Below are 24,302 nucleotides of genomic sequence, written 5' to 3'. Positions count from 1 at the left end.
GCTACGGCTATACCGATCTGCGCCAGGGAATAAGCATCGACACCCGTTGTTTGTACTGCCGGTATTCGTCGCCGAAGAGATCGACAAGGTCGTGCTCCTCCAGCGCGATGCCGACGAAGATGTAGAGCGTGGTCACGGCCGCGAACAGCAGATGGCCCGCCGTCATGACCGGCGCCGCCCAGAACGCGATGATGAAGCCGAGATAGATCGGATGACGAACGAACTTGTAGAACAACGGCGTCTTGAAGCGCGGCGGCGCCGCCTCATTGCCCACGAGATGGTTGGTCACCTGGTGCAATCCGAACAATTCGAAGTGATTGATGACGAAGGTCGAGGCGAATACCAGCACCCAGCCTGCGAGGGACAGCGTGACCACCGTCACGGCGAGATCCGGGTTTCCCACATCCCATACGACTGCAGGCATCGGACGCCACTGCCAGAACAGGAGCAGCAATGACAGGCTCGCGAACAGCACGTAGGTCGAACGCTCGACCGGCTTGGGGACGAACTGCGTCCACCACGCCTTGAACTGCTTGCGCGCCATCACGCTATGCTGAAGGGCGAACAGCGTCATCAGCAGTAGATTGATGATGACGGCTTCGGCCGTCGGCGTGTCGGTTCCGGTGTCGATGGTCTTCGGCACCACCAGCCCCATGACGAAGCCGATGGCGTAGAGAATGGTGACGAAAAACACGAGATATGCCGCAATTCCGTACAGAAAGCCGATGAATTTGAAAATGCGTGAGCCCGCAACCTCCGGGCCGATGGAATGAAGCTGGTGATCAAGTTGGGTCATAGAACGCTCCGTTGTGCCGAGGCATCGGCACTGTTTAGTGTCCGCACCATGCCGGATCGGACACCCCCTGACTTTCGCGGACGGTTGATTTTCGCCTGAGACGACTTTGATTTTTGCTTGAGACAATAGAAACGTGCGATTTCTCTTTGAAAACAACGTGCTCGACGGGGACCTGCGGGAACTGACCTGCAGCGGCGCGGCCGTACCGCTACAGCCGCAGGTGTTCGATCTGCTGCTTTATCTGGTCGCGCAACGCGCCCGTGTGGTCAGCAAGGATGACCTGATCAGCCAGATCTGGAGCGACCGGATTGTCTCGGATTCCGCCCTGAACAGCCGAATCAATGCCGCGCGCAAGGCGCTTGGCGACGACGGCGCGACGCAGCGGCTGATCAAGACGATCCCGCGCAAGGGCTTCCGCTTCGTCGGCGAAGTCCGGGAAGATGTGGTAGCGACGCTTGCGCCGGTGGAACCCGGCCCTGCCCCGGCGCGCGCCATGACGGATCGCCCGGCGATCGCGGTGCTCGCCTTCGAGAACATGAGCGGTGATCCCGCGCAGGAATATTTCGGCGACGGGATCAGCGAGGACATTCTCACCGCGCTGTCGAAGCAGCGCTGGTTCATGGTGATCGCCCGCAATTCGTCCTTCACCTACAAGGGGCGCTCGGTTCATATCAGGCAGATCGCCGAGGAGCTCGGCGTCCGCTACATCGTCGAAGGCAGTGTGCGCAAGGTCGACAACCGTGTGCGCATCACCGCGCAGCTCAACGACGCCACCACCGGCAGCCATCTCTGGGCCGAGCGCTACGACCGCGAGCTTGTCGACGTCTTCGCCGTGCAGGACGACATCACCAACGCGATCGTCGCGGCGATCGAGCCGCAGATCCATGCGGCCGAGAATTTTCGCGCCGACCGCAAGCCGCCCGCGAGCCTCGATGCCTGGGACCTGCTGATGCGCGCGCTGTCGCATTACTGGCGGGTGACGCAGCAGGACCACAAGGCCGCGCAGGCATTGCTCGAACGCGCCATTTCGATCGACTCGAACTACGGTCAGGCGCTGTCGGTGCTCGCGGCGAGCCACATGTTCGGCGTCCATCTCGGCTGGGCGGAGCTCGCCACGACGGTGCCGATCGCGGAGGCCGCCGCGCTCGCCGCGGTGCGCCATGACCACGAGGATCCCTGGGCGCATGCCGCGCTCGGCAGCGTCTTCTTCTCGACGCGCAGGCTTTCCGACGCGCTGTCCGAGTTCGAGCAGGCGCTCGCGCTCAACCCGAACTTCTCGCTGGCGCAGGGCTATTACGCCCTGGCGCTGTCCTACGCCGGGCGTTCCGGGGAATCGTTCGATGCGGCGCAGAGGGCGATCCGGCTCTCGCCGCGCGATCCGTCGCTGGCGATCTATTACGGCATTGCCGGCTATGCGCGCTTCACCGAACGGCATTACGACGAGGCGATCGCGCTGGCGCGCGAGGCGATCCGCCATCGCGGCGACCTCACCGGTGCCTACCGCGTGCTCGCGGTGTCCGCCGGCATGACCGGCGACGGCGCGCTGGCCGGGATGGCGCTGGGCGAACTCCGCCGTACCCAGCCCAACATCTCGCTGCACTGGATCGCGACGCAGCTGCCATGGGCCAGTGACGCCGATCGCGAGCACTATCTGGAAGGGTTCCGGCGCGCGGGGTTGCAGTAGAGGCCCGTCTGGCTCGCGCTACATCACGCGCTTCCGGCGCAGATGGACGATGACGTCGAGCCGCGCGATCTCGTGGCCGGGCAGCGGCTGCGGCACCTTGCTGAAGGCGAGCCCGCCGGCAACGTCGACCAGCACGTCCTCGCCCTCCAGATAGAAATGCGGATGCACGGAGGTGTCGGTGTCGAAGAACGACTTGATGCCGTCGGCCGCGATCCGGCGCAGCAGGCCGGCCTCGGTGAACTGGTTCAGCGTGTTGTAGACGGTCGCGAGCGACAGCCGCATATTGGCGGCCATCGCCTCGTCGTAGAGGCCTTCCGCGGTAACGTGACGGTGATCGCCCATCAGCAGCATCCGGGCGAGCGCCAGACGATGACGCGTCGGCCGCAAGCCGGCATCGCCAAGCAATTGCGCGCAACGCGCCGCAGCCTCGTCCGCGAGCTGCGCCGCAATATCGTTTGAATCCGCTTCAGGAAGGGTGGTGAGGACGTCCATCGCCGCTGCGTCTCGCGGTTGACAGGGGCGCGCGTATCTTGCGCGTCGCGCCATCCAATCGCAAAAGCGGCGCGTGCGCCTTGATCCGGATCAAATCGGGAGACGCTGCGGCTATTTTGCTTTGGCCTGCATCGGCTTCGGTGCAGGCACGGCGGCCCATTCCTTGTCGGCGCGCGGGCCATTGAGATCGCCGGTGAGGCCGACGAGCTGGCCGGGCAACACGTCGAGGGTCTGCTGCCAGGTCTGGGTCTGGCACAGGAACTTGATCAGGCAACCCCTGAGCTTGAGGCGGTCGGCGGAGTCGCGCCACAGCGTGACCGAATAGGATTTGCCGTCCTCGGCATTGTAGATCTCGCCGGCGAACTGTCCCTCCGGCGTCGCCTGCAAACCCATGATGAGCTGATGGCCGAGCAGCGCGCGGGCGCGCTTGTCGGGATCGGGATTCTCCTTGTCGCGATAGGGCTGGCCGCGCTTGTCGACCGGCTCCTTCATCCAGACGATGAAGCCGCAGATGCGGTCGCGCGACGGCCCGCAGCGCTCGAGCCTGATGCGCGCGCGGCCGTCCTCGACGAGCCAGGTGCCGCTGGGATCGGGCGACACCGCGGCCCCGGCGCGGCCGCCAAAGACCATCATCAGGATCGTGATCGCAACGCGCAGCACGAAGCGAAGGACAATGTTCATCAACGGCACCTTTCGTTGGATGGGTCGCGGCGTCAGTTCAATTGCGCCATCAGCGCGTCGGCGCCCTTGTCGAGGCCGGCGGTGGCGGCGGCGAGCGCGCCGGCGGTGGCCTTGATGTCGTAGGCGGCAGGGTATTGCTTGGTGACGTAGGCGGAGAGCAGGCGCGCGGTCGCGGCGTCTAAGATCTCGACGCCGTAGATCACCGAGCCGGTCATGGTGCCTTCGCCGTCGCGCGCGGCCTGCACGCCGTTGTAGACGGCGCCGGCCACGTCGAAGCGGGAGAGCGTGCCGAGCACCGGCGTGTTGGCGACGGCGCCGGTGAGTGTCAGCCTGATCCGCAGCGTCGCCGGCCCACGCTCGCGTACCAGCGCGAAGCGGCCGCGCAGACCTTCGGCGAAACGGGTCTGCATGTAGGCGGCAAGCGTCGCCTTGTCCCTGTCGGACATGTCGCCGAACTGGTGATCCCTGCCGCGATAGACCACGACCGGTTCGAGGATGACTTTATTGTAGGCGCGCCAGTCGACCGGCGTGGAATAGCGGTAGGGCACGCGGCCGGAGGCGTCCGACTTGTCCGGAGCCATGTAGGCTGAGGACGCCATCCCGGAATACGGCACGGGCGCGACGGTGGCGCAGCCCGCAACGGCTGCGCCAAGCAGCAGCGTTCCCAGACCGCGCAGGGCGATCGCGCGATTCATTCCAGACTCCTCTCGCGGCTTGCTGCCAAGGCAGTGGCGACCGCAGCCGCGTACGGGACCAGACGCGGCTGCAGCGCTCACCAGCGCCAACCCAAGGCTTCGTCCGGGGCCATCTCGGAAGCCTTGGGCCGTCTCAGTGCGTCGATTCATAAAACCGACTGGACGGTTTGTAAAGTTCAAAAACGAGGGCCTGGCACATTTGGCCGCAGGCGCGGCTTTGGGCAGCGTTCGGCGGGAAATCGCTAACGATGAATCAGGCGCGCTTGCGCGGCGTTGCGGCCTTTGCCGCCGAAGGCGCGCCGGATTTGGCGGTGCGCTTGGCGGCCGGCCGTTCGAGGCCGGTCCACTGCGCGTCGTCGAGCAGACGCGCGAACAGCCGCTGATGCTCGTCCTTGCTGAGCGGCGACATGCCGAACAACGAGCTCAGCAGCAGTCCCATCGCGCCGGCCCAGCGCAGCATCGCGAGATCAGGATCAGAGGCCTCTTCCCTGATCGCCGCCATCCTCTCCATCTCGCGCTCGCGCGGCAGCGCCATCAGGCTGGGATTCTCGACCATGGCCGCAACCAGCGCCAGCGCGGCAGAATTCGGCGAGGTGGCTGCTTCGCGCACGGTCGCGAGCTGGGTCGCCAGATTGGGATTCGCGGAGGTCGCGCTCACCTTTGCCATGGTGCTGGTGGCGAACTCCTCGAAATGCGCCATCTGCCGGTCGAGCAACGCCTTCAGCACCGCTTCCTTGGTGCGGAACTGATGCATCACGCCGCCCTTGCTGAGTCCGCTCTCGCGCGCGATCGCATCCAGCGTCAGCCGGCCCGGCCCGTCGCGCGCGATGATCGCGATGGCCGCTTCGAGTGCGGCGTTACGGGATCGTTCGGAGCGGCTGGCATTGTCCATGGCCGACTTGTCTCCGTGACAAGACAATGAATCAAGTGAAAACAGGACGCGCTGTACATTTTTTGTGCGAACACTGTCGAGACTTTCATCTTGCGGCCCCGAATGAGACTGTGTGAGCCTCGATATCGGATGGGGACTGGGATGGGCCGGCCGGAGCTTTGCGCGCCATGACGTGCGAAGCGATTTCGGCCGGTCTCGCTTGAGAAAGATACGACATGCCAAAACGAGTGTTGCTTGGTGCCCTCCTGGCTTGCGGCCTCACGGCCGCGGCGCTGGCGCAAGAGCCGAGGACGGGGGGCGTGATCAACGCCGTGATCCAGCCCGAGCCGCCCGGCCTGATGCTTGCGATGATCCAGAACGGCCCGACCCAGATGGTGTCGGGCAACATCTTCGAAGGCCTGCTGCGCTACAGCCCCAAACTCGAGCCGCAGCCGGAGCTCGCCGAGAGCTGGAGCGTCAGCGAGGACGCAAAAACCTACACCTTCAAGCTCAGGAAGGGCGTCACCTGGCATGACGGCAAGCCCTTCACGTCCGCGGATGTGCTGTTCTCGGTCGAGATGCTGAAGCAGACCCACGCGCGCGCCCGCAACAATTTGGCGCAGGTCGACAAGGTCGAGGCGCCCGACGAATACACCGTCGTGTTCACGCTGAAGCAGCCGTTCGGCCCCTTCCTCGGCATCTTCGAGGTCGGCTCGATGCCGATGGTGCCGAAGCATCTCTATGAAGGCACCGACTTCAAGACCAACCCCTACAACAACGCACCGGTCGGCACCGGCCCCTTCATGTTCAAGGAATGGCAGAAGGGCTCATTCATCCGCCTGGTCAAGAACCCGAATTATTACGAGAAGGGCAAACCTTACATCGACGAGATCTACTGGCAGATCATCCCCGACGCCGCCGCGCGCTCGGTGGCGTACGAGACCGGCAAGGTCGACGTGCTGCCCGGTGGCTCCGTCGAGAACTTCGACGTGCCCAGGCTGTCCAAGCTGAAGGACACCTGCGTCACCGGCGCCGGCTGGGAATTCTTCTCGCCGCTGGCCTGGCTGTGGCTGAACAACCGCCAGGGCCCGCTCGCCGACAAACGGGTGCGGCAGGCGATCATGTTCGCGATCGACCGCGACTTCGCCAAGGACGTGATCTGGAACGGGCTCGGCAAGGTCGCGACCGGCCCGTCCGCCTCGACCATCAAGTACTACACCGACGACGTGCCGAAGTATCCTTACGATCCCGCCAAGGCCAAGGCGCTCTTGAAGGAAGCCGGCTACAAGGGTGAGAAGATCCGCCTGCTGCCGCTCGCCTATGGCGAGACCTGGCAGCGCTGGGGTGAAGCCGTGAAGCAGAACCTCCAGGACGTCGGCATGAACATCGAGACCATCGCCACCGACGTGGCCGGCGGCAACCAGAAGATCGGCGACTGGGATTACGACATCGCCTTCACCTATCTCTACCAGTACGGCGATCCCGCGCTCGGCGTCGGCCGCAACTACGTCTCCAGCGCCATCGCCAAGGGCCAGGTCTTCAACAACGTCGAGGGTTACTCCAACCCCGAGATCGACAAGCTCTTTGCCGATGGCGCGGTCGCGACGCCGGACTCGAAGCGCAAGGAGATCTACGAGAAGGCGCAGAAAATCCTGGTCGAGGACGTGCCGGTGGCCTGGATGCTCGAACTGCAATTCCCGACCATCACCCGCTGCAAGGTCAAGAACCTGATCACCACGGGCATCGGGGTCAATGACGGCTTCAAGGACGCATGGCTGGACAAGTGATGGCGTGCCTTCCCTCACCTCTCCCCGCTTGCGGGGAGAGGTCGACACGCTCGCAGGGCGCGGCGGGTGAGGGGGTACAGGTCCATCGGCATTCTCCCGCGTGGAGAGAAGCCCCTCACCCCAACCCTCCCGGAGCGAGCGAAGCTCGTCTCGGCCCCGCAAGAGCGGGGCGAGGGAGCCCGCTGTCTCCGTGGCTCCAGGTCACGCTACAAGATATGACTCTCTAATATGCTCTCCTTCGTCGCTCAGCGTGTCGTGAAGGGCGTGATCGTCCTGCTCGCGATCGTCGTCCTCAATTTCTTCCTGATCCGGCTTGCGCCCGGCGACCCCGCGGTCGTGATGGCGGGCGAGGCCGGCGCCAGTGACCAGGTCTTCGTCAAGCGGCTCCGGGAAAAGTTCGGCCTCGACAAGCCGCTGCCCGAGCAGCTCTTCATCTACGTCAAGGGCGTCGTCACGCTCGACCTCGGCTTCTCCTTCCGCCAGCAGGCACCGGTCGCCAAGCTGATCGGCGAGCGGCTGCCGGCGACGCTGCTGTTGACGCTGACGGCCTTTGCGATCTCGCTGATGCTCGGCGTTCTCTTCGGCACGTTCGCCGCACGCTTTGCCGGAACCTTTCTCGACACGGCCATCACCGTCTTTGCGCTGATCTTCTACGCGATGCCGATCTTCTGGGTGGCGCTGATGGGCATCCTGCTGTTCTCGGTCACCATGGATTGGCTGCCGAGTTTTGGCTACGAGACGGTCGGCGCCAACCTCACCGGCTTCGCTCATGCGGTCGACGTCGCAAAGCACCTGATCATGCCGGCAATGACGCTCGGCCTGTTCTTCATGGCGACCTATACCCGCATGACGCGCGCCTCGATGCTGGAGGTGAAGCGCCTCGACTTCGTCAAGACGGCGCGCGCGAAAGGCCTCTCCGACGCCGTGATCCAGCGCCGCCACGTGCTGCGCAACGCGCTGCTGCCGGTCGTGACGCTGGCCGGCGTGCATTCCGGCACGCTGATCGGCGGCGCCGTCATCACCGAGACCGTGTTCGCCTGGCCCGGCATCGGGCGCCTGATGTACGACGCATTGCTCCAGCGCGACTACAATCTGCTGCTCGGCGTCTTCGTGATCTGCTCCGCCATGGTGCTGATCTTCAATCTCATCACCGACCTCGTCTATCGACTGGTCGACCCGCGCATCGAATTCGCCTCATGAAACAGTTCTGGAAATCGATGCTGAAGAGCCCGAGCGGCGTCGTCGGGCTCGTCATCCTCCTGCTCGCGATCTCGGTCGCGGTGTTCGGTCCGATGTTGTTCCCGAACTCGCCCTGGCGCATGGTGCAGCGGCCGTTCCTGCCGCCCTTCACGCTCTCGACCGTACCGCTCGGCACCGACGCGCTCGGCCGCGACGTTTTCGCCGGCATGATCTTTGGCGCACGCGTGTCGCTGCTTGTTGGCCTCGTGTCCACCCTCGTCGCGCTTGTCGTGGGCGTGCCGATCGGCGCGATGGCCGGCTATTTCGGCGGCAAGGTCGACGACGCCCTGATGCGCTTCACCGAATTCTTCCAGACCATTCCGAGCTTCGCGCTCGCGATCGTGCTGGTCGCGATCCTCCAGCCCTCGATCTACTCGATCGTGGCCTCGATCGCGGTGGTGAGCTGGCCGCCGGTCGCCCGCCTCGTGCGCGGCGAGGTGCTGTCGCTGCGCACGCGCGAATATGTCCAGGCCGCCGTCGTCACCGGCCAGAGCAACACCTGGATCATCCTGCGCGAGATCCTGCCCAACGCGCTGACGCCGGTGATCGTGCTGGCCTCGCTGATGGTGGCGACCGCGATCCTGCTGGAATCCTCGCTGGCGTTCCTTGGGCTCGGCGATCCCAATCTGATCTCCTGGGGCTACATGGTCGGCGCCGGCCGCACCGTGATCCGCCAAGCCTGGTGGATCACCGTGTTTCCCGGCGTCGCCATTCTGATCTCGGTGCTCGGGCTGAACCTGATCGGCGAAGGCCTCAACGACGCCCTCAATCCGCGCCTGTCGCGGGAGGGCCGCTGATGATGACCGCCCCGCCCGCCGTCTCGATCAAGAATCTGCGGATCGCGCTGCCCAAGGGCGCCGAGCGTGCGTTCGCGGTCGACGGCGTCTCGCTGGATTTGCGGCCCGGCAAGATCGTCTGCGTCGTCGGCGAATCCGGTTCCGGCAAGTCGATGTGCGCGCATGCGCTGATGGGCCTGCTGCCTGATACGGTCACCGTCACCGCCGGCGAGATCCAGTTCGAAGGCCGCGACCTGCTCAAGCTCGACGACGACGGCTGGCGCGATCTGCGCGGCCGCCGCCTCGCGATGATTTTTCAGGAGCCGATGACCGCGCTCAATCCATTGATGCGGATCGGCGACCAGATGGCGGAGATGTTCGAGGCCCACGGTCTGCTGACGCCGAAGGAGCGGCGCGCGAAGGCGCTGTCGCTGGCGCGCGAGGTCGGCCTGCCCGACCCCGAGCGCATTGTCCGCGCCTATCCGCACCAGCTCTCCGGCGGCCAGCGCCAGCGCGCCATGATCGCGATGGCGCTGGCGCTCGAGCCCGCGGTGCTGGTCGCGGACGAGCCCACCACCGCGCTCGACGTCACCACGCAGGCGCAGATCCTGAAACTGATCCGCAACCTCCAGCGCAACCGCAACATGGCGGTGATGTTCATCACCCATGATTTCGGCGTGGTCTCCGACATCGCCGACCAGGTCGTGGTGCTCAGGCATGGCAAGGTCGTCGAGGAAGGCCCCGCTGGCTCCGTCTTCAACAATCCGCAGCACGGCTACACCAAGGCGCTGCTCGCCGCCGTGCCGTCGATGGACCCGCCTGTGCGCCGCCCCCTCGACGACCAGGCCAGGGCCGTCGAGGTGATCGGGCTGGACAAGACCTACGTCACCTCAGGCGGCTGGTTTCGCGAGGACCGTCGCGTCGACGCCGCGCGCGAGGTCAACTTCAACATTCTGAAGGGCGAGACGCTCGGCCTCGTTGGCGAATCTGGCTCCGGCAAATCGTCGGTGGCGCGGTTGGTGATGCGACTGATCGAAGCCGACCGCGGCACGGTGCGGATCGGCGAGACCGATCTCACCTCGCTCTCGGGCAAGGCGCTCCGCGCCGAGCGTCATCGCATCCAGATGATCTTTCAGGATCCGTTCGCCTCGCTCAATCCGCGTCGGAAGGTCGGGCACATCATTACCGACGGTCCGATCGCAGCCGGCATCGATCCGAAAGTGGCGTTCGACCGCGCCCGCGATCTCCTCAAGGTGGTCGGGCTGGACGCCGGTGCGCTCGACCGCTATCCGCATGAATTCTCAGGCGGCCAGCGCCAGCGCATCGGCATCGCGCGTGCGCTCGCGCTCGAACCCGAGATCATCGTCGCCGACGAAGCCGTCTCCGCGCTCGACGTCTCCGTGCAAGCGCAGGTGCTGCGACTGCTCGAAGACCTCAAGGCGCGCCTCGGCCTCTCGATGCTGTTCATCACCCATGATTTGCGCGTCGCAGCGCAAATCTGCGACCGCATCGCGGTGATGCAGCGCGGCGCCATCGTCGAGTTGAAGCCAACCGCGCAGCTGTTCGCCGCGCCGGAGCACGCCTATACGCGCGAACTACTGGCGGCGGTGCCCGGGCGGAAAGAGCGTGCGCCGGCGGCGTGAGCCAACCGATCGCGGCTTCTACCTGGCCGGAGGATTAGTATTCTTCCAGGTGGGGACTGAGTTGGTCACGCCGACCGATGGTTGATTAGACGTTCCGACCGACGGCGCGGTGACGGTCCCGACAGTCTGTCCGGAGCTTCCATACGTTGTGCCTTGCGCTGCTGGCGCTCCGGAGCCACCGCCCGTGTTGCTTTGGGTGCCCGCCGCGGACGTCTGCGCGCTTGCAGCAAAGGGCGATGCGGCAAATCCGACAACGATAAGTACCGCAATCGAGCGTCTCGTTCTTGTCATGGCCAATCCTTTCGGCGCGGTCTCTCAGTCGCGTCGGCCGTTCGCTCGTCGAACCGCTCGTGCACTGAGCGATATTACAACTCCACGCGCGCGAAAATGTGCCGCAATACGATCACAATGCGGGGTCTGACGCTCCATCACGATGGCGCGACGAGTAGCTCCAGCCGAACAGGGGCGCACTCCCCGCGCCTTGGCTCGCCGCTGCACCGGAGAATGCTCGCATGTTGTGCCTTGCTTGCAGCAGTCCCGGGACGCAGGGAACGCGCGCCGGCAACGTCAGGCCAGCTCATGGCTAAGGTATTCCGCTCCTCTTCGCGCAACGGAGCAGTCACGGGCTTTTTATCCTTCGTGACCGTCCGCACAGATGCGAAAGCGAGGCCGGCACCCCAGATTCGCATGGAATGATTTCCATCATCTCATGATGGATTTCCGATCCATTGGAGCCGATATGGGCCAGGTTATTCAGTTTGTCTCGAAATCCGAGCGCGAGCGCGTTCGCCTCATCCAGGAAGCGCGCGCGATCTACGACAGCATTTTTCCGCCGGCTGATCCGAGCGGCGAGCAGCAGGACAAGGCGGCGATCGGCCGCGCGGCCAACGGCGACGTGGGAAATCTGTCGTGATCAAGATCATCGCTGTGCTCTGCAGTCTTTCCTCTCCGACAAATTGCCACGAGCAGATCGTCACCACCTCCGACTTCGCCAACATCTCGGTGCAGTCGTGCCTGATGGGCGCGCCACAGCTCGCCGAATGGATGAACCAGCATCCGGCCGAACGCCTGGCCGCATGGCGCTGCGTGATCGGCCAACAGACCGGCAGGGGCGCCTGAGCCCACCGGCCGTCCGGTCGAGGACGGCGCCATCCAGTTGAACCGTGACGAGCATGCATCGCCAGGCTAGAATGGCGACGCTGCTTGCAGAGGGGGACGCCGGATGGAGGTCGCCAGCCTCGTTCTTCCCGTGTTCGCAATCATCGTCACCGGCTGGCTTGCCGGCGAGCTCGGCTATCTCTCCCGCTCGCTTGCGGACGCACTGGTGCATTTTGCCTACAACGTGGCGATGCCGGCGCTGCTGATCGTCACGATCGCCCAGGAGCCGGCGCGCAACCTGCTGGAATGGCGCTTCCTGCTCGCGTTCGGCGGCGGCTCCCTCCTCTGCTTCGCGCTCGTGTTCCTGGCGGTCCGCGCGGGCGGCAAGCACGATCTCGCCAGCAGCACGATCCATGGCATGGCGGCGGCCATGACCAATACCGGCTTCGTGGCGCTCCCGATCCTGCACGCGATCTACGGCCAGCCCGCCGTCTTGCCCGCCGCGGTGGCGACGGTATTCGTCGCGGGCGTGATGTTTCCGCTCACGGTCATCCTGCTGGAAAGGGACGTGCGCGGCGCTGCGCATTCGGCCGGACTGGTGAAGCAGATCCTGCTCAATCCGATGGTTCTGTCGACGCTCATCGGTCTCGTCTGGGCGATCACGGGCTTGCCGATTCCGGCGCCGGTCGCGGCCTACCTGAACATCATTGCCGCTGCGCTCACACCCTGCGCACTGTTTGCCATCGGGCTTGGCCTGTCGGTCGACGGTTTGCGATCCAACCTGAAGGCATCGTTCGCGCTCGCGACCGTGAAGCTGGTGGTGATGCCGCTGATCGTCTACGGACTTTGCGTGGTCACCGGCCTCAATCCGCTCTACACGGTCGCCGCTGTCATATGCGCGGCCGTGCCGACGGCGAAGACCGTCTATGTGCTGGCACACGAGCACAAGGTCGAGGAGAAGCTGGTCGCGGCCACCGTCTCGGTCACGACGATGCTGTCGGTCGCTACATTGCTGATCGCGCTCTACCTGCTCTCCGGCCTCGCGCCCGGCACGCGTTGATGGTCACCGGCGCGCCCGGCGACGTCCTGTCTATCTCGTCGTGTTTCTCCAGGTCGGCACCGCATTGGTCACGCCGACCGACGGCCAATTGTACGATCCGATCGAGGGCGCCGTGACCGTCCCGACCGTCTGTCCGGACGACCCGTAGGAGGTCCTGGGCTGCGCGACCGGCAATGTGGCGGCGCCATAGGTCGGGGCCATCACGCCTGTGCTGTGGTGATGCCGGCTCGGCCTGGCCTTCTTCGCTTCGGCTGCGAAGGGCGCGGCAAGCAGTCCGACAGTGATGAGTGCGGCAATGGCGGGTTTGATGCTTGTCATGGCGGTTCCCTTCATTGGCTGCGAGCCCAGTGTGCCATGTGTTCATTCAACGCGAAATTTCCATGGGCACCCGTTCATAACTTCGTGCACGCCCGAATGTGCCTGACCCAGGCACCGCCGCCGTGGTCATCGTCGCTTCGGGCGACACGCCTTGCGGCCGTGTCGCTCCTTGACTGTCGCGACAGAGTGCATCAGCTCCTTGAAGGCGGCGATCGCCGGATCGTCAGCGAGCGCATGGTCGGACCGCGACTCCAGATGCTCGACCACGGCCAGCAGCGCGTCCGCGATCTGTCCGATCTGCTTGCCGTAACCGGCGACATCCGACAGCACGTCCTTCTCGACATCTGGCGCCGAGGATTGTCCCACCGTGATGTTGACGAGGCCGAACTGGCCGCCGGTGGGACTGAAGAACGACGGATAAATGGACTGGACGACATCCCCCAACAGGGGCAGCTTGAACACAGGCATGCGATTTCGCCTCGCTGACGCTCGACCGGCGCGGACACGCTATCACGACCACGCGCCTTCGGACGGACCCGAATCAGCGCTAGTGCATTGCCTTCAGCGACTTTCCTGGACGCAAACAGCATGACCGGCCCCGAACTGAAGCAGCTCCGCAACGACCTTTCCGACGCGCTCGAGCGCAAGCTCACCGCGGCCGACATGGCCAGGCTTTGCGGACTGCCGGCGCAGGGCGGCGCCGATACCATCCGGCGCTGGGAGGTCCGTGGCCCGACGCCGTCCGCGACCAAGGTGCTGCGCGTGCTCGCGATGGCGAGCGAGCGCTATCCGATCATGGAGAAGTTCGACGTTTTCGATCGCCACGACGTCCGCGAGGAGGACCGGCCCGCAAGGCGCGCGGCCTTCCGCGAGCAGATGCGCGATGAGGTGCGGCGGCGACTTGGTTAACGAGAGACGTGCGCAAGTTACCCGAGACTTGCGACGTTAAACCTTCCTTCACCACTTCTTAAGCCGGCATTAAGCACGAAAATCATTTACAGCCCAATAAGTTAGGTTGGCTGTCGTTGTGCCATGCATGTGACAGCATTTTCGTCAAAAGCGAGCTATCTGCAAGACCAACGACGGCGCGGACAGCGCGCCTGCCGGGGACCAAAGTGCTGGAGTTCAAGACGATGAAGAAGATTTTGTTTGCAACCGTTGCGCTGCTCGTGGTGGCCGCTGCCGCGCCGGCCGTCGGCGCCGATCTCGGCAACCGCAACTATTACAAGGCGCCCGCGCCGGCCTATGCCGCGCCGATCTACAACTGGACGGGCTTCTATATCGGCGGCCATGTCGGCGGCGCGTTCTCCAGCGACAACAATTTCAACGGCCTCTCCACCGGCAACAACGGCAACGGCCGTTTCCTCGGCGGCGTGCAGGTCGGTGCGGACTGGCAGTTCAACCCGAGCTTCGTGGTCGGCGTCGAAGGCCAGTATTCCTGGCTTTCCGGCAGCGTCGGCGCTGTGTTTCCGGGCGGCATCGCCTACACCAACGACCAGCGTGGCCTCGGTTCGATCACCGGCCGCGTCGGCTACACCTGGGGTCCGGGCCTGCTCTACGTGAAGGGCGGCTACGCCTATTCCGACAACAACGAGAAGGTGACCGTCGGCGGCGTGCCGACCGCCTTCCTCATCACCGGCGATCACCGCAACGGCTACACCGTCGGCGCCGGCCTCGAATACATGTTCGCCCCGAACTGGTCGGCCAAGGCCGAGTACCAGTACTACAATTTCGGCGACGCGAGCTTCACCGGCGGTCCGCTGGCGGGCACCGGCAGCTTCACCACCGACGACCACACCATCAAGGCCGGCGTCAACTACCGCTTCAACTGGGCCAATTCGGCGGTCGCGCGCTACTGATCGCGCCTCAAGAATCTCTTCACCATCAAGGGCCGGCAACTCTGCCGGCCCTTTCTTTTTTCGCTGTGCGGAACGAGCGCAACCAATTGTGCAACTTGCGATTTTTTAACCCGACCGAAGGATACTCCGCCGCGAAAATATAAAGATCACGCGTGGGGGAATTTCGATGGCGATCCGTCTGGGTGCTGGCCGTGTCCTTGGCCGTCTCAAGCCTCGTTTCAAGATGCCAAGGTGGGGCGTGCGCGGCAGCCTGTTCGCCGCCTTCGCATTGATCGCGGGCATGGGCCTCGTCATCGCAGCCGGCGCCGGCTTCGTGTTCAATCACCTCGGCGCAACCATGATGGATCTGAGCGGCCGCGACATCCCGCGCCTCTCCGCCAGCCTGCAGCTCGCCTCGCAAAGCGCGACGCTCGCGGCGCAAGGCCCGGGCCTGCTGGCATCGCCCTCCGACGAGGCGCTGAAGGAACGCACCAAGAGCGTGAAGGACATCCAGCAGCTCGCCATGGCCAAGCTCGGCGAGATCATCGAGCTCGGCGCCGACAAGCAGATCGCAACCGCGCTGCGCGACACCGCCAAGAGCATCGACGAGGCGACCCAGAGCCTGGTGTCGGCCGCGCGCGAGCGGCTCGAGACCGGCGCGCTGCATGACAAGCAGTATGAGGCGTTGCGCAAGGCCCAGCTCAGCTTCGTCGGCGCGGCCGGTCCTGCGATGCTGGACGCACAGACGCGCCTGAACGCGATCCTCGGCGCGGCGGAAGTTTCCGCCGATGATGCCACTGAGGCCGCCCGCACCGTCTCCCAGGTCGCGACAATCTCCGCCAACGGCAATCTGATGGCCGCCGACATGATGGCGGCGCTGTCGGCCAACAACAGCGACACGCTGGAAGCGATCGAGAAGGAGTTCAAGGCGACGCGCGACCGCGTCAAGTCGAACCTCGAGGACCTCCCGAACATGCCCTCGATGCAGACGGTGCGCGACGCCGTGCAGAAGCTGTTCGCCTTCGGCGAGGGCAAGACCGGCGTGTTCAAGATCCGCCAGAAGGAGCTCGACGCCATCGACTACGGCCAGACCATTCTGGACGAGACCCGCAAGCTCAATGTCGGTCTCGGCATCAGCGTGCAGCAGCTCGTCGACGGCGTGCAGAAGGAGACCAACGCGTCGACCTTCCAGGCGCGCCAGGAGATCTCGCTCGCCACCACCGCGATGCTGGCGCTGGGCGCGCTGATGCTGGTCGGCTCGGCGCTGTTCGTCTGGCTCTATGTCGGCCGCAACATCCTGCGGCGGATCGGCGCGCTGCATCAGTCGATGCAGCTGCTCGCGAACGGCGACCTCGAGACCGAGATCTACCGCTCGAAGCACCACAACGACGAAATCTCGGTGATGGCGAACACGCTGCAGGTGTTTCGCGAGAGCATGATCGAGGCCCGCGCGATGTCGAGCGAGCAGGACAAGGACCGTGTCGCCAAGGCCGAGCGTGCCGCACGCATGGAAGCGAAGATCGCCGAGTTCGAGAGCGCGGTACGCAACGCGCTCGACAATCTCGCGCAGTCGGCCAATTCGATGCAGTCCACCGCGCAGAGCATGTCGAACACCGCCGACCAGTCCAACGCGCTGGTAAACGCGGTCGCCTCCGCCGCGGAGGAGACCTCGGTCAACGTGCAGACCGTGTCATCAGGCACCGAGCAGCTGTCGTCCTCGATCGAGGAGATCAGCAAGCAGGTCGTCACCTCGGCCGCGATCGCCAGGAAGGCGGTCGACGAGGCCGGCGCCACCGACACCACGGTGCAGAGCCTTGCCGACAGTGCCAGCCGCATCAGCGTTGTGGTCGACCTGATCCAGACGATTGCGTCTCAGACCAACCTGCTCGCGCTCAACGCCACCATCGAGGCGGCGCGCGCGGGCGAAGCCGGCCGCGGCTTCGCAGTGGTCGCCTCCGAGGTGAAGAGCCTCGCGAGCCAGACCGCCAAGGCGACGGAAGAGATCCGCACCCAGATCGCCAGCATGCAGCAAGTCACCACCTCGGCGGTGGGCACCATCCAGGGCATCGGCCGGATCATCGGCGAGATCAACGACGTGACGACGACGATCGCCGCAGCGGTCGAGGAACAAGGCGCAGCCACCCGCGAAATCGCCCGCAACATCCAGCATGCCGCCGGCGGCACCAGCGAGGTCTCCAGCAACATCATCGGCGTCTCCACGGCTTCGGCGGAAGCCGGCGCGGCGGCGAGCGAAGTGCTGGGCGCCTCCGACGCGCTCCGCCGCGAAGCCGACATGCTGCGCGGAGAGATCGACGCATTCCTCAACAACATGCGGGCGGCGTAAGCCGCCGGCCCGTAGCCCGGATCGAGCGCCGCGTAATCCGGGCTGCGGAAAACTGCAGGTATGACCGCCATGCGGAGACCACGGCCCGGCCTTTTTCGGCTGGCGCCCCGCGCCCGGCGGGTTTAAGCCGGTAGCATGAACCCGAAAACCGACACCGTGCAGTCCTCGGCCGAGGCCCTACGCTATCCCTGGGAACAGCATCCCGGCCCCGAAGAGGTCGTCGAGGTGCGTCCCGGCGTGTTGTGGGCGCGGCTGAAACTGCCGTTCCGCCTCAACCACGTAAACATCTACCTGCTCGCCGACGGCGACGGCTATGCCATGGTCGATGCCGGCTTCGGCAACGAGGAGACGATCGAGGCCTGGACCAGACTGTTCGAGGGGCCGCTGAAGGGCGTCAACATCACGCGCCTGATCGTCACGCATTCGCACCCCGATCACGTCGGGCTTGCGGGCTGGATCGTCGAGCGGTTCAACTGCCCGCTGGTGATGTCGCAGGTCGAATATCTGCAGTCGGTCTACCACCAGAACCGCGGCACCGAGGAGCGGCGCGAAGCCCAGCGGCTGTTCTTCCGCCGCCACGGCATGGACGAGTCGCTCACCGAAAAGCTGCTCGGCCGCGGCCAGGATTATCTCAAGCGCGTCTCGGTGCTGCCGCCGTCCTACCGCCGCATCTCGCATGGCGACGAGATCGTGATCGGCACCCGCCGCTTCAAGGTCATCACCGGCGGCGGGCACGCGCTCGACCAGGTGATGCTGTATTGCGCCGGCGACAAGCTGTTCCTCTCCGCCGACCAGGTGCTGAGCAAGATCTCGCCCAATGTCAGCGTCTGGGCCGTCGAGCCCGACCAGAACTCGCTCGGCGAATATCTGGCCTCGCTCGCGAGCCTGACCACCACCCTGCCCTACGATCTGCTGGTGCTGCCCGGCCACGGCGTGCCGTTCTATGGTCTGAAGACCCGCATCAAGCAGCTCGCCGACCACCACGAGGAGCGCTGCCGCCTGATCGCGGAAGCCTGCAGCGAGGTGCCGCAGACCTCGCGCGCCCTGGTGCCTGTCGTGTTCAACAAGCACGTGCTGGACGAGCACCAGATGGGCTTTGCCGCCGGCGAGCTCGTTGCCCACGTCAATTACATGATCGTCGAGGGCCGGCTGACGGCGGAGACCAAGGACGGCGTGCTGCAGTTCCGGACGACTTAGGCCGCGGCGTCATGGCCGGGCTTGTCCCGGCCATCCACGTTCTTTCAAGTCGAAACGAGTTCGTGGATGCCCGGGACAACCCCGGGCATGACGAGTTTGTGGAACCAGCTCACCTCATATTCGCGATCGCGTGCAGCGCCGCGACGTAGCCGAACGGGCCTAGCCCGCAGATCACACCGGTCGCCACGAACGAGATCTTGGAGTGGCGGTGATACTCGTCGCGGGCGTGGATGTTGGAGATGTGGACCTCCAGCACCGGGCCTTCGAATGTCTTGATCGCATCCATGATCGAGACCGAGGTGAAGGAGAGGCCGGCCGGATTGATGACGATCGCATCGGCATCCTGCCGCGCCGACTGGATCAGATCGACCAGCACGCCTTCATGGTTGGACTGGTGGAAGGCAAGCTTGAGCCCGAGCTTGGCGGCCGCTTCCTCGCAGCTTGCGTTGACCTGGTCGAGCGTGGTCGTGCCGTAGATGTGCGGCTCGCGGATGCCGAGCATATTGAGGTTGGGACCGTTGAGGATCATCACGCGCTTCATGGACAGGTCCTTCTGGAAGTTAGCCACCGAACCACTTGGCCGGGCCGGTGACGAGAACGGGAAACAGCGTCAGCAAGGCTAGCACGACGAGCTGCGCGATCATGAAAGGCCAGACGCCGCGGATCAGATCGTCCATCGAAACGCGGGAGACGCCGGCAACGACGTTGAGCACGACGCCGACAGGCGGCGTGATCAGGCCGATCGCGTTGTTGATGATGAAGAGCACGCCGAAATAGACGGGGTCGATACCGGCCTGCTTGACGATCGGCATCAGGATCGGCGTCAGGATCAGGATCGTCGGCGTCATGTCCAGCGCGGTGCCGACGATGACGACGATGATCATCAGAACGAAGGTCAAGAGTGTCTTGTTGCCGGCGAACGGTTGCACGAGCGCCACGATCTGGTCGGAGATCTCGGCGACGGTGATCAGCCAGGACGATACCAGCGCGGCGGCGACGAGGAACATCACCACGGCCGTGGTCTGCGCGGTCGAGACCAGCAGTGCCGGCAGTTGTGCCGGCCTGAGCTCGCGATAGACGCCCATCGCCACCACCAGCGAGTAGACGGCGACGACGACGGCCGCCTCCGTCGGCGTGAAGATGCCGAAGCGCAGGCCGAAGATGATGATCATCGGCAGCATCAAGGCCCAGAAGCCGTCGATCAGCGCGCGCCAGATCTCGGCAAAACTCTTGCGCGGCAGGCGCGCCGGATTCTCCTTGCGCACGACCCACCACCAGGCAAAGCACAGACCGGCGCCGAGCAGCAGGCCCGGCACGATGCCGGCCAGAAACAGCTTCGAGATCGAGACATTGGCGGCGACGCCGAAAATGACGAAACCGATCGACGGAGGAATGACGGGCGCGATGATCCCGCCGGCAGCGACGAGGCCAGCCGCGCTGGCGCGATTGTGGCCGGCGGCGGCCATCATTGGCACCAGGAGCGCACCGAGCGCCGCGGCGTCCGCGACCGCGGAGCCCGACAGCGAGGCCAGGATGCATGACGTCAGGATCGCGACATAGCCGAGGCCGCCGCGGAAATGGCCGACCAGCGCGATGGCGAAGTTGAGGATGCGGCGCGCCAGGCCGCCGGTGTTCATGACCTCGCCGGCAAGGATGAAGAACGGCACCGCCATCAGCGGAAAGGAATCGACGCCGTTGATGACGTTCTGCGCGATGATCTGGGAATCGAACATCGCGAGATAGGTCATCAGTGCGATGCCGCAGATGATCAGCGCAAACGCGATCGGCATGCCGATCGCCATTGCGCCGAGCAGCGAGAAGGTGAAGACGGCGACAGTCATGCCTGCGGCTTCCCGCTCGCCGCGCCAGGAGAATGCGACAGCTCCTCGGATTCGCTGATGGCGATCAGATCGGCATCGGCGATCTGCCCCGTCACGAGCCGATAGAGCTCGTGCACGATGATCACGCAGGAGGAGGCGCCGAACATGATCCCGGCAGCGTAGAACAGGCCGACCGAGAGCCCCGAGGCGGGCGCCACCGTATCCCAGTTCAGCACCGTCTGCTTCCAGGAGCCTTCCGTCAGCAGCACGGAGGCATAGAGCATCAGCGCGTGGCTGAGGCCGTAACAGACCTTGCGACCGAACGGCGACAGCACCTTGACGAGGCTATCGACGCCGAGATGGGCATGCTCCTTCAGGCCGATGATCGCGCCCAGAAACACCATCCACACGAACAGCCAGCGCGACAGCTCTTCCGAAATCGCGATACCGGAATTGAAGCCGTAGCGCAGCACGACGTTGCCGAACACCAGCACCACCATGGCGGCGAGCAGCACCGCGATCACCGCGCGGAGCAGCCAGAAATAGGCGTTGACCATCGTTTTCATCATGTCCGGCCTGCTGCGCGTCGGCTTACGGCTTCAGCGCGTGCACGCGGTCGAGCTCGCTGTTGAACAGCTTGACGATGGCGGGGTCGTAGTCGGCCGAGAATTTTTCCGCGATCGGCTTTGTCTTCTCGCGCATGCGATCGAGCTCGGCGGGTGCGATCTCGTTGACGGCCATGCCCTTGGCCTTGAGCTCGTCGATCGCGGCCTTGGCCTGCTCGCGGCTGACCTTGCGCTGGTAGTCGCGCGCCTCGATCGCGGCGTCCTGCAAGATCTTCTGCTCGTCGGGCGAGAGCCCGTCCCAGAATTTCTTGCTGATCAGGATGATGTTGGTCGAATAGGTGTGGTTGGTGACGCTGAGATATTTCTGCACCTCGAAGAACTTGTTCGACAGGATCACCGAGAACGGGTTCTCCTGGCCGTCGACGGTGCCCGTCTCCAGCGCGCTATAGAGCTCCGAGAAACTCATCGGCACCGGGTTGGCGTTGAAAGCCTTGAAGGTCTCCAGATAGACCGGGTTCGGGATCACGCGGATCTTGATGCCACCGAGGTCCTCGCCCCTGGTGATGGCGCGCTTGCTGTTGGTGACGTTGCGGAAGCCGAGATCCCAATAAGCGAGACCAACCAGCCCCTTCTCAGGCAGCTTTGCCAGCAGCGCTGCGCCGAGCGGACCATCGAGCAAGGCGTCGGCCTGCTGTGGCGTCGAGACGATGAAGGGGAAATCGATCAGGCCGTAATCCTTGACGATGCCGACCAGCGACGTCGTCGCCGGCGACTGCATCTCCTGGGTGCCGGCGCGCAGCGCCGATTGCTGCTGCATCTCGCTGCCCAGCTGATTGGCCGGATATTCGCGCACCTTGATCTTGCCACCGCTCCTGGCCGCGACGATCTCGGCGAACTTCTGCACGCCTTTGCTGACGGGATGGTCGGTGTTGTTGAGGTGCCCCCAGCGGATGGTGCGCTCCTGAATGGCCTGCGCCGAGGCCGGCCCCATCGCGCCCAAGGCGACCGCGCCGATCGCCGCCACCAAAGCCAGACCTTTGAACCGAACGGGCATCGCCGCCTCCCCTGTTGATCTCGTTCTTAGGGGCGGGAACGTCTTATATGATGGATTATAAATCAACCTATATTTTTGATTTTATCTGATGTTATAAGAAACGCTTGATAAAGTTGCGAAATTTGGCAAAACGCAAGTCCAAAGCGCTAGGATGAGGCATGGACACCCTTCCCGACACGACCGCCGAGACGGTGGGCGACAGCGCCTATCGCCGCATCCGCACCGACCTGATCTTCGGCAAGCTGACGCCGGGTCAGAAGCTGAAGCTCGAACGGATGAGCGGCGCCTACGGCACCAGCATCTCGACGCTGCGCGAGACGCTGAACCGGCTGTGCTCGGAAGGTTTTGTCGTCGCCGAAGGCCAGCGCGGCTTCGAGGTCGCGCCGATCTCGGCGACCGAATTCCAGGAGATCGCGGAGCTGCGCGAGCTGCTCGAGGGCCACATGATCGAGAAATCGTTCGCGGCCGGCGATCTCGACTGGGAGGCGCATATCGTCTCGGCGCATCACAAGCTCGCGGCGATGGAGCGGATGCTGCTGTCAGGCGAGCGATCCGATGCGGAGAGCTGGAAACAGTGCGATTTCCAGTTTCATCGCGCGATCGTCGCGGCCTGCGGCTCGAAGGTGCTGCTCGATGCGCATGCCGCGGTCTATGACCGCTATCTGCGCTACCAGATGATCGCCGTGGTGTTCCGTGGCGAGATGGCGGCTTCCGAGCATCGCGAGCTGAAAGAGCTGGCGCTGAAGCGCGACGCCAAGGGCGCGAACAAGGTGCTGCACACCCACATCCATGATTGCGTGGCGCATGCCTTGCGCAATTCGGATTGGTTAAAGCCGGTGGCCGCCGTGAAGGAGGCGCGCGCCGAGCCGCGCAAGAAGGCCAAGGCCGGGTAGATCCGCACCGCCACCGATGGTGCAAAGCAACATTGCCTCTCGCGCGAACTTGATCGGGATCAAGTTTCAAATCGCACGATAGGGCATTTTGCCCAAATGCTCCTCGCCCCCAAATATGGGATAGCGCATAGACTCTAGAGCTGGAAAAGCTCTAAGAAGATGCGCCCTTTTTGGTCAGTTCCGTCTTAGGTTTTGCCGATGGATTACGCCCAGTTCTTCAATACCGCCCTCGATCGTCTCCACACCGAGCGGCGCTACCGCGTGTTCGCCGATCTCGAACGCATCGCCGGCCGGTTCCCGCATGCGCTCTGGCACTCGCCCAAGGGCAAACGCGACGTCGTGATCTGGTGCTCCAACGATTATCTCGGCATGGGCCAGCACCCGAAGGTGGTCGGCGCCATGGTCGAAACCGCGACCCGCGTCGGCACCGGCGCGGGCGGCACCCGCAACATCGCCGGCACGCATCATCCGCTGGTGCAGCTCGAGGCCGAGCTCGCCGATCTCCACGGCAAGGAAGCGTCGCTGCTGTTCACCTCGGGCTATGTCTCGAACCAGACCGGCATCGCGACCATCGCGAAGCTCATTCCGAACTGCCTGATCCTGTCGGACGAGCTCAACCACAATTCGATGATCGAGGGCATCCGCCAGTCCGGCTGCGAGCGCGTCGTCTTCCGCCACAACGATCTCGCCGACCTCGAAGAGCTGTTGAAGGCCGCGGGGCCGAACCGGCCGAAACTGATCGCCTGCGAGAGCCTCTATTCGATGGACGGCGACGTCGCCCCGCTCGCAAAAATCTGCGATCTCGCCGAGAAATATGGCGCGATGACCTATGTCGACGAGGTCCATGCCGTCGGCATGTACGGCCCGCGCGGCGGCGGCATCGCCGAGCGTGACGGCGTCATGCATCGCATCGACATTCTCGAAGGCACGCTCGCCAAGGCATTCGGCTGCCTTGGCGGCTACATCGCCGCCAACGGCCAGATCATCGACGCCGTGCGCTCCTACGCGCCGGGCTTCATCTTCACCACCGCGCTGCCGCCGGCGATCTGCTCGGCCGCGACCGCCGCGATCAAGCATCTGAAGACCTCGAACTGGGAGCGCGAGCGCCACCAGGACCGCGCTGCCCGCGTCAAGGCGATCCTCAACGCCGCCGGCCTGCCTGTGATGTCGAGCGACACCCATATCGTGCCGCTGTTCATCGGCGATGCCGAGAAGTGCAAGCAGGCGTCCGACCTGCTGCTGGAACAGCACGGCATCTACATTCAGCCGATCAACTATCCGACGGTGGCCAAGGGCACCGAACGCCTGCGCATCACGCCCTCGCCCTATCACGACGACGGCTTGATCGATCAGCTCGCCGAAGCGCTCTTGCAGGTGTGGGACCGCCTGGGCCTGCCGCTCAAGCAAAAGTCGCTGGCGGCGGAGTAGGCCTCCGTTCTTACCCTCCCCT

Annotated in this window: 26 protein-coding genes; 14 read left to right on the top strand and 12 right to left on the bottom strand. The window is 64.6% G+C overall.

Annotated elements, in window-relative coordinates:
- Positions 1 to 7 precede the first annotated feature (7 nt).
- Entirely contained in the window at positions 8 to 796 is a 789-nt protein-coding gene (mddA, locus tag ACKWRH_RS04700) for a methanethiol S-methyltransferase (RefSeq protein ID WP_445219518.1), read from the bottom strand.
- 133 nt (positions 797 to 929) lie between these two features.
- Between mddA and ACKWRH_RS04695 the strand changes: the two genes are divergently transcribed.
- Positions 930 to 2,480, top strand: coding sequence for a winged helix-turn-helix domain-containing tetratricopeptide repeat protein (locus ACKWRH_RS04695; protein WP_445219517.1), 1,551 nt, complete (start codon positions 930 to 932; stop codon positions 2,478 to 2,480).
- Between the two features lie 18 nt (positions 2,481 to 2,498).
- Here ACKWRH_RS04695 and irr read toward each other — a convergent pair whose 3' ends face one another.
- From irr to ACKWRH_RS04675, 4 genes are all read right to left on the bottom strand, one after another.
- Entirely contained in the window at positions 2,499 to 2,972 is a 474-nt protein-coding gene (irr, locus tag ACKWRH_RS04690) for a Fur family transcriptional regulator Irr (protein ID WP_445219516.1), read from the bottom strand.
- A gap of 111 nt (positions 2,973 to 3,083) precedes the next feature.
- Positions 3,084 to 3,653, bottom strand: coding sequence for a DUF2147 domain-containing protein (locus ACKWRH_RS04685; protein ID WP_445219515.1), 570 nt, complete (start codon positions 3,651 to 3,653; stop codon positions 3,084 to 3,086).
- Between the two features lie 32 nt (positions 3,654 to 3,685).
- Positions 3,686 to 4,348, bottom strand: coding sequence for a DUF3313 domain-containing protein (locus tag ACKWRH_RS04680; RefSeq protein WP_445219514.1), 663 nt, complete (start codon positions 4,346 to 4,348; stop codon positions 3,686 to 3,688).
- Between the two features lie 253 nt (positions 4,349 to 4,601).
- Positions 4,602 to 5,240 (bottom strand): TetR/AcrR family transcriptional regulator, encoded by a 639-nt coding sequence (locus tag ACKWRH_RS04675; protein WP_445219513.1) that lies wholly within the window; start codon positions 5,238 to 5,240, stop codon positions 4,602 to 4,604.
- A 215-nt stretch (positions 5,241 to 5,455) separates the two neighbouring features.
- Between ACKWRH_RS04675 and ACKWRH_RS04670 the strand changes: the two genes are divergently transcribed.
- From ACKWRH_RS04670 to ACKWRH_RS04655, 4 genes are all read left to right on the top strand, one after another.
- Complete coding sequence (locus ACKWRH_RS04670) at positions 5,456 to 7,006, top strand: ABC transporter substrate-binding protein (protein ID WP_445219512.1); 1,551 nt, start codon at positions 5,456 to 5,458, stop codon at positions 7,004 to 7,006.
- A 228-nt stretch (positions 7,007 to 7,234) separates the two neighbouring features.
- Positions 7,235 to 8,206: an ABC transporter permease gene (locus tag ACKWRH_RS04665; RefSeq protein WP_445219511.1), complete on the top strand. Its 972-nt coding sequence runs from the start codon at positions 7,235 to 7,237 to the stop codon at positions 8,204 to 8,206.
- On the top strand, positions 8,203 to 9,042 hold the full coding sequence (locus tag ACKWRH_RS04660; RefSeq protein WP_445219510.1) for an ABC transporter permease: 840 nt from the start codon (positions 8,203 to 8,205) through the stop codon (positions 9,040 to 9,042). Before ACKWRH_RS04665 ends, ACKWRH_RS04660 begins: the two co-directional genes overlap by 4 nt.
- 2 nt (positions 9,043 to 9,044) lie before the next feature.
- Positions 9,045 to 10,664, top strand: coding sequence for an ABC transporter ATP-binding protein (locus ACKWRH_RS04655; RefSeq protein WP_445222624.1), 1,620 nt, complete (start codon positions 9,045 to 9,047; stop codon positions 10,662 to 10,664).
- 18 nt (positions 10,665 to 10,682) lie between these two features.
- Here ACKWRH_RS04655 and ACKWRH_RS04650 read toward each other — a convergent pair whose 3' ends face one another.
- Positions 10,683 to 10,955, bottom strand: coding sequence for a hypothetical protein (locus ACKWRH_RS04650; RefSeq protein ID WP_445219509.1), 273 nt, complete (start codon positions 10,953 to 10,955; stop codon positions 10,683 to 10,685).
- 448 nt (positions 10,956 to 11,403) lie between these two features.
- Here ACKWRH_RS04650 and ACKWRH_RS04645 point away from each other — a divergent pair, with 448 nt between their 5' ends.
- The 3 genes from ACKWRH_RS04645 (at position 11,404) to ACKWRH_RS04635 (ending at position 12,822) form a co-directional block, all read left to right on the top strand.
- Positions 11,404 to 11,577, top strand: a complete 174-nt coding sequence (locus ACKWRH_RS04645; RefSeq protein WP_445219508.1) for a hypothetical protein — start codon at positions 11,404 to 11,406, stop codon at positions 11,575 to 11,577.
- Positions 11,574 to 11,783 carry a hypothetical protein gene (locus ACKWRH_RS04640; RefSeq protein WP_445219507.1) on the top strand — a complete coding sequence of 70 codons (210 nt, stop codon included), beginning with the start codon at positions 11,574 to 11,576 and terminating at the stop codon, positions 11,781 to 11,783. The genes ACKWRH_RS04645 and ACKWRH_RS04640 overlap by 4 nt, the downstream gene beginning before the upstream one ends.
- Before the next feature lie 103 nt (positions 11,784 to 11,886).
- Positions 11,887 to 12,822, top strand: coding sequence for an AEC family transporter (locus ACKWRH_RS04635; protein ID WP_445219506.1), 936 nt, complete (start codon positions 11,887 to 11,889; stop codon positions 12,820 to 12,822).
- Positions 12,823 to 12,852: 30 nt separating this feature from the next.
- Here the strand turns inward: ACKWRH_RS04635 and ACKWRH_RS04630 are convergent, their stop codons facing one another.
- Positions 12,853 to 13,140: a hypothetical protein gene (locus ACKWRH_RS04630; protein WP_445219505.1), complete on the bottom strand. Its 288-nt coding sequence runs from the start codon at positions 13,138 to 13,140 to the stop codon at positions 12,853 to 12,855.
- Positions 13,141 to 13,266: 126 nt separating this feature from the next.
- Entirely contained in the window at positions 13,267 to 13,608 is a 342-nt protein-coding gene (locus ACKWRH_RS04625; RefSeq protein ID WP_445219504.1) for a hypothetical protein, read from the bottom strand.
- A 120-nt stretch (positions 13,609 to 13,728) separates the two neighbouring features.
- On the opposite strand from ACKWRH_RS04625, the gene ACKWRH_RS04620 reads away from it, so the two are divergent.
- The 4 genes from ACKWRH_RS04620 to ACKWRH_RS04605 all read left to right on the top strand — a co-directional run bounded on the left by ACKWRH_RS04620 (position 13,729) and on the right by ACKWRH_RS04605 (position 18,519).
- Positions 13,729 to 14,049, top strand: a complete 321-nt coding sequence (locus ACKWRH_RS04620; protein WP_166345656.1) for a hypothetical protein — start codon at positions 13,729 to 13,731, stop codon at positions 14,047 to 14,049.
- A 224-nt stretch (positions 14,050 to 14,273) separates the two neighbouring features.
- Complete coding sequence (locus tag ACKWRH_RS04615) at positions 14,274 to 14,999, top strand: outer membrane protein (RefSeq protein ID WP_445219503.1); 726 nt, start codon at positions 14,274 to 14,276, stop codon at positions 14,997 to 14,999.
- Between the two features lie 166 nt (positions 15,000 to 15,165).
- Complete coding sequence (locus ACKWRH_RS04610) at positions 15,166 to 17,322, top strand: methyl-accepting chemotaxis protein (protein WP_445219502.1); 2,157 nt, start codon at positions 15,166 to 15,168, stop codon at positions 17,320 to 17,322.
- A gap of 135 nt (positions 17,323 to 17,457) precedes the next feature.
- A complete protein-coding gene (locus tag ACKWRH_RS04605) occupies positions 17,458 to 18,519 on the top strand; it encodes an MBL fold metallo-hydrolase (RefSeq protein ID WP_248881270.1) in 1,062 nt (353 codons plus the stop codon).
- Positions 18,520 to 18,628: 109 nt separating this feature from the next.
- Here ACKWRH_RS04605 and aroQ read toward each other — a convergent pair whose 3' ends face one another.
- From aroQ to ACKWRH_RS04585, 4 genes are read right to left on the bottom strand one after another with little or no spacing between them, the layout of a single operon-like run.
- Positions 18,629 to 19,060 (bottom strand): type II 3-dehydroquinate dehydratase, encoded by a 432-nt coding sequence (gene aroQ, locus ACKWRH_RS04600; RefSeq protein ID WP_445219501.1) that lies wholly within the window; start codon positions 19,058 to 19,060, stop codon positions 18,629 to 18,631.
- 19 nt (positions 19,061 to 19,079) lie between these two features.
- A complete protein-coding gene (locus tag ACKWRH_RS04595) occupies positions 19,080 to 20,360 on the bottom strand; it encodes a TRAP transporter large permease (RefSeq protein ID WP_445219500.1) in 1,281 nt (426 codons plus the stop codon).
- Positions 20,357 to 20,905, bottom strand: a complete 549-nt coding sequence (locus ACKWRH_RS04590) for a TRAP transporter small permease (RefSeq protein WP_445222623.1) — start codon at positions 20,903 to 20,905, stop codon at positions 20,357 to 20,359. Before ACKWRH_RS04590 ends, ACKWRH_RS04595 begins: the two co-directional genes overlap by 4 nt.
- A gap of 25 nt (positions 20,906 to 20,930) precedes the next feature.
- Complete coding sequence (locus ACKWRH_RS04585; protein ID WP_445219499.1) at positions 20,931 to 21,959, bottom strand: TRAP transporter substrate-binding protein; 1,029 nt, start codon at positions 21,957 to 21,959, stop codon at positions 20,931 to 20,933.
- 158 nt (positions 21,960 to 22,117) lie between these two features.
- Here ACKWRH_RS04585 and ACKWRH_RS04580 point away from each other — a divergent pair, with 158 nt between their 5' ends.
- Positions 22,118 to 22,852, top strand: coding sequence for a GntR family transcriptional regulator (locus tag ACKWRH_RS04580; protein ID WP_445219498.1), 735 nt, complete (start codon positions 22,118 to 22,120; stop codon positions 22,850 to 22,852).
- A 198-nt stretch (positions 22,853 to 23,050) separates the two neighbouring features.
- Entirely contained in the window at positions 23,051 to 24,280 is a 1,230-nt protein-coding gene (hemA, locus tag ACKWRH_RS04575; RefSeq protein WP_445219497.1) for a 5-aminolevulinate synthase, read from the top strand.
- Positions 24,281 to 24,302 lie beyond the last annotated feature (22 nt).

The organism is Bradyrhizobium sp. Pa8, from assembly GCF_052588265.1.
The sequence above is the reverse complement of the archived record's forward strand: the minus strand, read 5'-3'. Positions and strand labels throughout refer to the sequence as shown.